A 9,774-nucleotide genomic window follows, 5' to 3' on the forward strand; every position below is an offset into this window, starting at 1 on the left:
TCGACTCGGCATCGCGAGCCTGATCAGGCTCCTGAGCCCGCTGTCGCGGTCGCCGCGCCCGACGGGGATCCCTTGACGGCGGTCGCGGATGCGATCACCGTGGCCACGACGGTTCCGTCCGCCTCGCGCCGAAGCCGTGCGTAGACGACGGCGCCCGGTACCAGCTGCGATCGGGTGAACGGCCGCGCCGCCGTCCCGAACTTCGTGGTGGGCCTGATCTGCACCGACACGGTCCCGCCGTCTGCGGCCGTGGCAGTGAACGAGCCGGCGCCGACGGACGTCACCGTCAGCCGCGCGAGCGTCGCCTTGCCGTTCTTCGCTCCCTTCGACGCTCCGGCCGACGCCCCGGTCGACGGATTCGGGCTCGCCGACACCGCGGGCGACCCGGCTGCCGACTGGCCGCTTGACGGCAGGGTGGCCTCGTACACACCGAAGACCACGCCCGCGACCAGTGCCACGGCTCCGGCGAGTGCGGCGGTCGACCGCAAACGCCCGCGCCCGCGTGCGTCTCCCGGTGGCGCGGGTACCGGTTGCCCGTACCCGGCGCCCGGCGACAGCATGGCCGTCGGCTCGCTCTCGTACTGTCCTGGTCCGTATTGTACGGGCTCGTACTGGCTGGTTTCGTAATATCCTGATGCAGGAGGTCCGGGCTCGTACGCCGCGGCGGGCGGCTCGTTCCCCGCCTGCTCCGCAGCGCGCCAGGCCCGGAAGGCGTCAAAGGCGCCTGGCTCGTCCTGCGCGGGCCGCTGCCCGCCGGACTGATCACGATCTTCGTTTTCTGACACGGGGCCTTCTCGGTCGGTGGTGCCTACCCGGCCAGTGCACCGCGTCCGGCATAAAGGCGGCGTCAACGTGCGTGTGCGGGACCGTGGTTCCTTGTCACAGTGGATCCGCCGCGAGCGCCGCGCGGCTGGCGTGTTCACGCCGGTGTCGAGAGTTCGGCTGCGAATGCGCTGCGAGATCTGGAACATGCACATGCCGACCGGATAATCTCCAGCGCAGCGCGCACCGAACGGCGGTGATCGACCGCTGACGCCGCGTGATGCGATGGAGGTACAGTACGTGACCATGCGTCGGGCTGAGATGTCGCGGTGTGCTGCGCCGCGATCGAACGACGGCATGGTGGCGGCGTGACCGGATACGGGCAGAACGAGCGTCCCGGCGGCAGCGACCGCCTGGCCGACGAGTTCTTCCTGATGGCCCACGACGAGTCCACCGGCAAGCCCCGCCTGGCGGAACGCATCGCCGGGCTCGGCCTGGCCGGCGCGCTGCTCGGCGAGTTGGTCGTCGAGGCTCGCATCGAACTGCGTCAGGGCACGGTGACGGTACTCGACTCCTCGCCGTGCGACGACGCGCTGGCCGGCCGGGTGCTGGAGTTCCTCAAACAGGAGGAGCATCCGACGCGCACCTGGCTGGCGTTCTTCGCGCAGAGCGCTCATGACGAGGTGGGCTGGCGGCTCACCTCCGCCGGGCTGCTGGTGCGCGAGGGCAGGAAGCGTCCATGGCAGCACGGCCGGTGGGTGCCCGTCTCGCCCAGCGTCGCCGCCCGGCCGACGGCGCTGCTGTGTACGCAGTTGATCCGGGGTCAGGACCTTGATCAGCGGTCCGCGGTGCTCCTCGGCCTGCTGCGAGCCACCGGGCTCGACCAGCCGGTCCTGTGGGAAGTGCGGCACACCGCCCCGGAGGCCATGCGGCGGGTGGGCGAGGCCCTCTCCACCCTGGAGGCGTCTTTCGCAGAACTCGTCATGCAAACCGAGGCGGCGGTCGGCAGTGCGATCGCGAGTCACCGCGTATAGCCAGCCGCCCCGCGGCCGGCTGCCGCCGTCCACATCCACGTGTCCGTATCCGATAGGAGTCGACCCACAATGGCGAAGAGTGTGCTTTCGCAACCCGGAAGTGTATCGGCGGCCTTGGCCAAAGACCGGCTAGGCGTTCCCTCGGTGGTCTACTTCGTACTGGCCGGTGTCGCCCCGCTGACAGCGACTGCGGGCGTCATCACGACCGCGTATTACGTCACCGGACTGACCAGTGTGCCCGCCGCGTTCATAGTCGTGGCCGTCGTCCTGAGCCTGTTCAGCGTCGGCTACGTGGCGATGGCCCGGCACATCAGCAACGCAGGCGCCTTCTACGCCTTCATCTCCCGGGGCCTGGGTCGCGAGGCCGGAGTCGCCGGGGCGCTGATCGCGTTGCTCGCCTACAACCTGCTTCAGGTCGGGCTGTACGGCATGTTCGGACCGACGGTCGAAGCGTACGTACAGCAGAAGGCGAACGTCGACATCCACTGGTGGATCTACTCGCTCGCGGCCTGGGCCGTGGTGACGGTGCTCGGCCTGATCCGGGTGGACTTGAGCGGTCGGGTGCTCGGGGTGCTGCTGACCGTCGAGGTGATCGTGGTCGTCGCACTGACCATCAGCGGCGCGGCCCACCCCGCGGGCGGCCACGTGACCTTCAGCACCCTGAACCCGTCCGACCTGACCAAGGGCGGGGTCGGCGCGGTGCTGGCCACCGCGGTGCTCGGCTACGTCGGCTTCGAGCAGTCCCCGGTGTACGCCGAGGAGGCCCGCCACCCGCGCCGCACCATCCCGACTGCGACGTATCTCTCGCTCGCCGTGATCGGCGTGGTGTATGCCGCCGCGTCGTGGGTGATGTCGACCTACTACGGCGTCGGGAACGTCACCAAGATCGCCCAGCAGGAGGGCCCCGGCATGCTGTTCGGGATGGGCGACGCCTTCCTGAACAACGCCGGCCAGATCCTGTTCATGACCTCCCTGTTCGCCGCCGCGCTGGCCTTCCACAACGCCTGCTGGCGCTACTCCTTCGCGCTCGGCCGCGAGCAGGTGCTGCCGGGCTCCTTCGGGCGCACCGGGACCAACGGCGTGCCCAAGGCCGCATCGGCGGTGCAGAGCGTGATCGGCCTCGGGTTCATCGTCGCCTTCGCGATCGGCGGCTGGAACCCGATGACCGACCTGTTCTTCTGGTTCGGCACCACCGGCGGCTTCGGCATCCTGATCCTGCTCGCGCTCACCTCGATGGGCGTGGTCAGGTACTTCGCCCAGCATCCCGAGGAGGAGAACCTCTGGCGGCGGCTGATCGCGCCGGGCGTCTCGGTGCTGCTCCTGGCGGTCATGGTGTACCTGGTCGCGAACAACTACTCGCTGCTGCTCGGCTACACCTCGCCGTCCACGGCCGGCAAGGTGCTGCCCGCGCTGTACGTCGTGGTCGCCCTGATCGGCGTCGGCTGGGCGCTCTTCCTGCGCGCCAGCAGGCCGGAGGTGTACGCGGTGGTCGGCCTCGGTCCGGACGCGGCCACCGGCCAGGGTGCCACGGTCGCCGCATCGGCCTCGTCGGCAGGGAAGCTGGCGGGAGAGGGCGCGTGACCGCCGGGCCCGCCGCCGCGCAGGCGGTGCGCGCCGACCCGGGCGACGCGGCGCAGCTGAGCAGCCTGATCGCGCTGGCGTTCCACGACCTGCCGCCGTCGACCTGGCTGATCCCCGACTCGGTCGCGCGGCGGGAGGTCTTCCCGGACTACTTCCGCCTCTACGTCGACCACGCCTTCGAGGCCGGCGCGGTGTACACCACGCCCGAGCTCGCGGCGGTTGCTTTGTGGCTGCCGAACGGCACCGGCCACGACGATCCGCCGGCCGGGTACGACGCGCGGCTCGCGGCCGTCGCCGGAGGATGGGTGGACCGCTTCCGCGCCTTCGACGCCCAGCTGGACAAACACCACCCGGCCGGAGAGCGGCACGACCACCTGGCGATCCTGGCGGTGCATCCGACGCTCCAGGGCCGCGGCGTCGGCAGCGCGCTGCTGGACGCGCATCATCGAGAGCTGGCAAGTGGGGCCGAACCGGTCGCGGCGTACCTTGAAGCCGCCAGCCTCGACAGCCGTCGGCTCTACGCCCGGCACGGCTACCAGGACCTGCCGGAACCCATCCCGTTCCCCGACGGGAAGCCGTCGACCGCGATGATGTACCCGATGTGGCGGCCGCCGACGCCGGTCGGTCGGACCGAGCCCGTCTGACGGGCACTCGCATGGCGCAGTCGTGGGGCAGAAGGCTCATCGTCCGCCCCACGACTGCGTATGATCGCAGCACCGCAAGGTTCACTGTGACCGCAGTGCCGAAGCCGTGGGTCGGCTGGGGGCTTTCGAGAGGTGGGGCCTCCGCCTTGCGATCGCACGTGCCATACGCCGCGCCCTGATCCGGCCTGACATCTCAGACACCCCCTAGAGCGAGGGAGACGCCGTGCCGAGTGATCACCGTCCCCGGTGGGTTCCCGAACACGTGGACATCGACGTCCCGTCAGCCGCGCGCATGTACGACTACTACCTCGGCGGCAGCCACAACTTCGCCGCCGACCGCGAGCTGGCCGAGGAGTACATGCGGGTGCTGCCGGACATGCCGCAGATCGCCCGCGCGCAGCGGCACGTGCTGCGCCGCGCGGTCCGGCACCTCGCGGCGTCCGGGGTGGACCAGTTCCTCGACCTCGGCTCCGGCATCCCGACCGTCGGCAACGTGCACGAGGTCGCGGCCGCGGCCAATCCGGACGCCCGGGTCGTCTACGTGGACGCCGACCCGGTCGCCGTCGCGCACAGCTTCTCGCTGCTCGCCGACTTCCCGCAGGCCGCCGTCATCCAGGCGGACCTGCGCCGCCCGGGCGCGATCCTGTCCCATCCCGAGCTGACCAGGCTGATCGACCTGTCGCGCCCGGTGGCCGTGCTGATGATCGCCGTGTTGCACTTCGTCGCGGACGAGGACGACCCGGCGGCGGTCGTGGCCACGTACCGCGACGCGACCGCCCCCGGCTCGTACCTGGCGATCACACACGCCACCAGCGACTACCAGCCGCAGCTCGCCCGCCGCGCCGAGGCCGTCTACACGCGCGCCAGCCACCAGATCCACTACCGCACGAAGCAGCAGATCCTCGACATGCTCGGCGGCTACGAGCTGCTGGAACCCGGCCTGGTCGACATGATCCACTGGCGCCCGGACCCCGACTCCGGCGCCGACCCGCTCGGCGGCGACGTCACCCGCTACTCCGGATACGCCGCGGTCGGCATGCACCGGTAGCCGCGCGGTGGCGAAAAGGCGCGACCGCGCCGTCCGCCACCCCTGGTCACGTGGGGTTGCGGCGCGCTACCATCCGTAACACGCTGGTCGCAGACGCCGAAGATACCCCTCGACTCTCCCGATCTCCCGACCGCACGATTCCCCGTTGGCGGTGACATCGATGCAGCACGTGTCGGATACTGCGTCGTTCCGGGCGGTCCGCACGGACGATCCGCCGGGCCTGGCCATCCGGGGCGATCTCGGGCCCGAGCACGCGGTGCGGTTCGCCGGAGCGCTGCGCGGCGCCGCGGCGGCCGCGCCCGGGAACCTGTGCCTGGACTGCGAGGGGCTCGACACCGTCAGCGTCGAGGGGCTGCGCGCGATGATGGACGCCGCCGCCGATCTCTCCCGCCTGGGCCGCAGCCTGACCGTGTGCCGGCTCTCGCCGTACTTCCTGCGCATATTCCGCCTGGCGGGCTGGGACCAGACGCCCGGACTCGTGCTCGAACCGCCGGCCGCCGCCGAACTCGGCAACTCGGAGCTGGCACGGGTACGCCGCTCCGGCCTGCGTCGTCCCGATCGCCCGGACGCCGCCGATGGCAGGCATGGAGCTGTCGCGTAGGTCTGCTGACATATGATCAGGTCGTCAGTTGTACAGGTAAACGGGTTGTCTTCGATTCAAGCCGGACTGCCCGCGTGGGCGTCGAGCAGGCGGCCCATGCCGATCAGCCCGTGGTCATCGCCCGGCTGGCCGAGGCGTGCCATCTCCCGTATCTCGGCCTCGGTCAGGCCGAAGCAGCCGAGATCCAGCAGCTGCTGGATCAGGCCCTCGATGAAGCGGCGGCCGACCGCGATCGCGAATCCGCCGATGACGATGAAGCGGCGCACGCCGATCGCGGTGAACACCGCGATGACCGCGCTGGCCAGATAACGCAGAGCCCTGCGCAGCACGGCGGTGGCGAACGGGTCGTCGGCGATGAGCGCGGCCACCAGCGCGAGGCCGGTCAGCCGGGCCGGGTCGCCTTCGCAGGCCATTGCCAGCCGTGAGCGCGCGAAGTCCTCCGGTCGGCGGACGGCGGCCCGGCGCACCGCGTCGAGGACGCCGCGACCCGAGGCCAGCGCACAGAGATGACCTCGGCCGCCGCAGGCGCACAGCACCGCGTCGGGGCCCGGATCGGCCGGCCAGTGCCCGATTTCACCGCCGTGGCCCGCGCCGTCCACCAGCACCTCGCCGCCGCGGAAGATCTTGTTGCCGATCTGCTCGCCGACCGTCAGCAGGCAGAAGGGCTCGTATTCGGTGGCGGCGTACCACCAGGCGGCCGCGGTGACGTCGTTCGCTGCGACGACCGGCCGGCCCAGCCGCAGCGTCAACTGCTCGGCCAGCGCCACCGGTGCGGCTCCGGCGCCCCAGATCGCCGCGGCGGCGGTCACCACCCCCGTCGCGGTCACCGGCCCGGCGAACGAGACGCCGACCGTCTTCGCGCCGAGCGCGTGCGGGCCGTCGAGATAGCGGGCCAGTTCGTCGCCGAGCTGTTCCACGACCCGTCGCTGCGACTTGTCCGCGTCGTCGTGCGGGTGGCGCGCCAGGCCGTCGACCGGAAACCTGGACACCTGCTCGACCTGGCCTGATCCGGCGGCGTAGCGGCCGATGCGCAGCGTCGTGCCGCTGACGTCGGCGACCACCGAATATCCGTTGACCATGGCTCCCCGTCCCGGCGTTCTCAGCCTGCTGTCGAGCCATGACTGTCTATCATGTCTTTGACGTCACGGGGAGATGCGCGGCGAGCAGCCCGCCCTCAGTGCGCGCCGAGCGCTCCCATGTCGCGCAGCACGGCCCGCTGTGTCGGCCGGGCCTCCAGGTACCGCTGCGCGCCGGCCTCGGTGATCCGCGTCCAGTTCGAGCGGCGGTCGTCCGCGCACGTGGCGCGCTCGACCAGGCCGGCCTGCTCAAGCCGGGTGATCAACCGGGAGAAGGCGCTCTGGCTCAGGTGCACGCGCTCGCCGAGTTCGCTCATCCTCAGCGGTTCGCTGTGCGGCCCCGCCGCGTAGAGCTCCTGAAGCACTTCGAACTCGCTGACCGTCAGATCGTGCTCCGTCGTCAGGCAGCGGTCCAGCGCGCAGGTGATCCGGTGGTACCGGCCCATCAGGTCGTGCCAGGCGGACGCCAGCTCGTCATCGTCGATCGACCGAGTCACCACGAGAGTGTAGCAACGCGCCCGCATAGGATGCAAGCGCATTAAATGCTTAGACATTTAATGCGCTTGCATATAGCTTACCCGCATGACACCGCCCGAGACGCAATCGCTTGCCCTGCCACCTGCCGTCCCACGTTCCATCGCCCGCCCCGCTGCCGTGCCCTCCGTGGCGGCACGCTCCGACGCGCACTCCGGCACAGTGCGCGACGTCAACTGGTCGCCGGCGACCTGGCTGCTGCTGGTAGTGCTCTGCGGGGCGCTGTTCCTCGATGCACTCGACCTGTCGATGGTCGGCGTCGCGCTGCCGTCCATCGGGTCGAGCCTGCGGCTCGCCCCGGGCTCGCTCCAGTGGATCGTGTCCGGCTACATCCTCGGCTACGGCGGCCTGATGCTGCTCGGCGGACGGGCCAGCGACCTGCTCGGCCGGCGTCGGGTGTTCCTGGCCGCGGTCGCGGTCTTCGGCGCCGCCTCCGTGATCAGCGCCCTGCTGAGCAACGACCTGGCACTGGTCGCGCTGCGCTTCGTCAAGGGGGCCTCGGCGGCGTTCACGGTCCCGGCCGGCCTGTCGATCATCACCACGACCTTCGCCGAGGGGCCGGCGCGCAACCGGGCGCTGAGCATCTACTCGGTCTGCGGTGCCAGCGGTTTCTCGCTGGGCCTGGTCGTCGGCGGGCTGCTCACCGAGGTGGGCTGGCGGGTCACCTTCCTGGTGCCCGGACCGGTGGCGATCGCGCTCGTGCTGGCCGGCCTGCGGGTGATCCCGCGCGGCGCCGCCGAGCGGATACGCCCGCACCACTTCGAGCTGCGCAGCTTTGACATTCCCGGCGCGCTGACCAGCACCGCCGCGCTGCTGATCCTGGTCTACGCGGTGGTGGACGCGCCGAACCGCGGCTGGGGCAGCCCGGTCACGATCGGCCTGCTCGCGCTCAGCGTCGCGCTGACGGCCGCGTTCGTCGCGATCGAACTGCGCCACTCCCGGCCGCTGGTGCGCCTCGGCATCCTGCGCTCGCGCACCCTCGTGCACGCCAACCTCGCGGCTGCGGCGATGTTCGGCGGCTACTCGGCGTTCCAGTTCGTCGTCACGCTCTACGTGCAGAACTCGCTCGGCTGGTCGCCGCTGGGCATGGCGCTGGGGTTCCTGCCCGCTGGCCTGCTGGTGGCGCTCAGCTCGACCTGGATGGAGGCGGTGCTCGGCCGGGTGGACACGGCGTGGCTGATCTTCTTCGGCCTGCTGGCTCTGATGGCCGGGTACGCGCTGTTCCTGCGCACCGAGCCGTCGATGGCCTACGCCGACTTCCTGCTGCCGACGATGCTGCTGCTCGGCGTCGGATTCGCGCTCTGCTTCCCGGCGGTCAACGCGCAGGCCACCAAGGGTATCGCGGACCACGAACAAGGCCTGGCCTCGGGGCTGCTGAACACCAGCGTGCAGATCGGCGGCGCGATCATGCTCGCCGTCGTCAGCGCGATCCTCAGCGGCTCGGGTTCGCCGAGCGTGCACCACGAACTGCTGCCCGGGATGACCACGGCCATCGCGGTCTCGGTCGGCGTCTCACTGTTCGCGCTGGTGCTCACAGTCGTGTTTCTGGCGCAGGGCAGGCGTCGCGCGGGGGCGGATGCCTGACCTGGCCGAAGGTGGTGTGCCCGGCGGATCGCACCGGGCACACCACCTTCGATTGAATCAGCGGTCGATCAGCGGCCTGCGTCGGCGGCCCTCGTGATCCGGCTGTTCGTCATCCCCCTCGTCGAGAGCGTGCCGCTCCTTGTCGGGATCAGGGCGTGGCGCCCCCGGTTTCGCCCCGCCCGCCCCGATCCCGTTCAAATGATCTGCCACCGGGTCAGCGCACTGCCAGCCTTTGCACGAGGGCGTAAAAGCCATGGCTGACACGGTGTTCACCGGCGCCCTCAGCTCGACCGTTCGCCACCACGTGGCCCGGCTCGGCGACGAGTTGGCCGGTGGATGATCCGCGTCCGCTGGGAGACGAAAGGCCGGCGCGGGACGAGTCCTCAGCTCGCCGCCGCTGATTCGGACTCGAAGATCCCCTGTCCGGGGGCGAGGATCCCGTGCGGGTCGTAGCGGTGCTTCGCCTCGTTGAAGCGCAGCCACTGGTCGCTGTACTGGAGGCGCCAGTCGCGGCTGGTCATCGGGATCGATCCGACCGGGTACTGGGTGCCGCCGAGCGCCTGCGCCGCCAGGTAAAGCTCGCGGTTGGCTTCGAGCATCGCGGCGGCGGGCAGCGCGCCGGTGTCGGGCGAGGCCGTCCGCAACACCGCGAAGAGGAAGGCCAGATCACTGTCCGGCACTCGCAACAGCGGCGCGTTCAATTTCGCCGTCGGCACCGGATAGAGCAGCACCACGCCGCTCGCGCCGATGTCGGCCAACGTCAGCCTGTCCACGACCGACGTGACATATGCGTCGGTGGCGCCGTCGGGCAGGAAGAGGTCGAGCCAGGGGTGCGGGTCGTACCACTCCCCGGTGGACTTGAGGAACGCGATGGCCGCAGCGAGGTCGTCCACGAAGTCGGCGTAGCTGA

At 70.6% G+C, this 9,774-nt stretch carries 10 protein-coding genes and 1 pseudogene; 6 read left to right on the top strand and 5 right to left on the bottom strand.

Features of this window, described 5'->3' with window-relative positions:
- Positions 1-23: 23 nt before the first annotated feature.
- Complete coding sequence (locus tag VGS97_RS28995) at positions 24-785, bottom strand: hypothetical protein (RefSeq protein ID WP_326856872.1); 762 nt, start codon at positions 783-785, stop codon at positions 24-26.
- Between the two features lie 345 nt (positions 786-1,130).
- Between VGS97_RS28995 and VGS97_RS29000 the strand changes: the two genes are divergently transcribed.
- From VGS97_RS29000 to VGS97_RS29020, 5 genes are all read left to right on the top strand, one after another.
- Positions 1,131-1,796 carry a GOLPH3/VPS74 family protein gene (locus VGS97_RS29000; RefSeq protein WP_326856873.1) on the top strand — a complete coding sequence of 222 codons (666 nt, stop codon included), beginning with the start codon at positions 1,131-1,133 and terminating at the stop codon, positions 1,794-1,796.
- 144 nt (positions 1,797-1,940) lie between these two features.
- Complete coding sequence (locus tag VGS97_RS29005) at positions 1,941-3,377, top strand: APC family permease (protein ID WP_326856874.1); 1,437 nt, start codon at positions 1,941-1,943, stop codon at positions 3,375-3,377.
- A complete protein-coding gene (locus VGS97_RS29010) occupies positions 3,374-4,021 on the top strand; it encodes a GNAT family N-acetyltransferase (protein WP_326856875.1) in 648 nt (215 codons plus the stop codon). The genes VGS97_RS29005 and VGS97_RS29010 overlap by 4 nt, the downstream gene beginning before the upstream one ends.
- Positions 4,022-4,244: 223 nt before the next feature.
- Positions 4,245-5,069: an SAM-dependent methyltransferase gene (locus VGS97_RS29015; protein ID WP_326856877.1), complete on the top strand. Its 825-nt coding sequence runs from the start codon at positions 4,245-4,247 to the stop codon at positions 5,067-5,069.
- 151 nt (positions 5,070-5,220) lie between these two features.
- On the top strand, positions 5,221-5,670 hold the full coding sequence (locus VGS97_RS29020) for an STAS domain-containing protein (protein ID WP_326856884.1): 450 nt from the start codon (positions 5,221-5,223) through the stop codon (positions 5,668-5,670).
- A gap of 56 nt (positions 5,671-5,726) precedes the next feature.
- Here the strand turns inward: VGS97_RS29020 and VGS97_RS29025 are convergent, their stop codons facing one another.
- Both VGS97_RS29025 and VGS97_RS29030 read right to left on the bottom strand, forming a co-directional pair.
- The gene (locus VGS97_RS29025) at positions 5,727-6,749 is read right to left on the bottom strand and encodes an ROK family protein (protein WP_326856879.1); all 1,023 of its coding nucleotides are present in this window, start codon (positions 6,747-6,749) and stop codon (positions 5,727-5,729) included.
- A gap of 95 nt (positions 6,750-6,844) precedes the next feature.
- On the bottom strand, positions 6,845-7,243 hold the full coding sequence (locus tag VGS97_RS29030) for a MarR family winged helix-turn-helix transcriptional regulator (protein WP_326856881.1): 399 nt from the start codon (positions 7,241-7,243) through the stop codon (positions 6,845-6,847).
- 85 nt (positions 7,244-7,328) lie between these two features.
- Between VGS97_RS29030 and VGS97_RS29035 the strand changes: the two genes are divergently transcribed.
- Entirely contained in the window at positions 7,329-8,864 is a 1,536-nt protein-coding gene (locus tag VGS97_RS29035) for an MFS transporter (RefSeq protein WP_414641878.1), read from the top strand.
- A 57-nt stretch (positions 8,865-8,921) separates the two neighbouring features.
- Here VGS97_RS29035 and VGS97_RS29040 read toward each other — a convergent pair whose 3' ends face one another.
- Positions 8,922-9,074, bottom strand: coding sequence for a hypothetical protein (locus VGS97_RS29040; protein WP_326856883.1), 153 nt, complete (start codon positions 9,072-9,074; stop codon positions 8,922-8,924).
- 173 nt (positions 9,075-9,247) lie between these two features.
- Positions 9,248-9,774, bottom strand: a pseudogene (locus VGS97_RS29045) (FAD-linked oxidase); the annotation flags it as partial.

Source organism: Actinocrinis sp., assembly GCF_035946395.1.
Taxonomy (GTDB): Bacteria; Actinomycetota; Actinomycetes; order Streptomycetales; family Catenulisporaceae; genus Actinocrinis.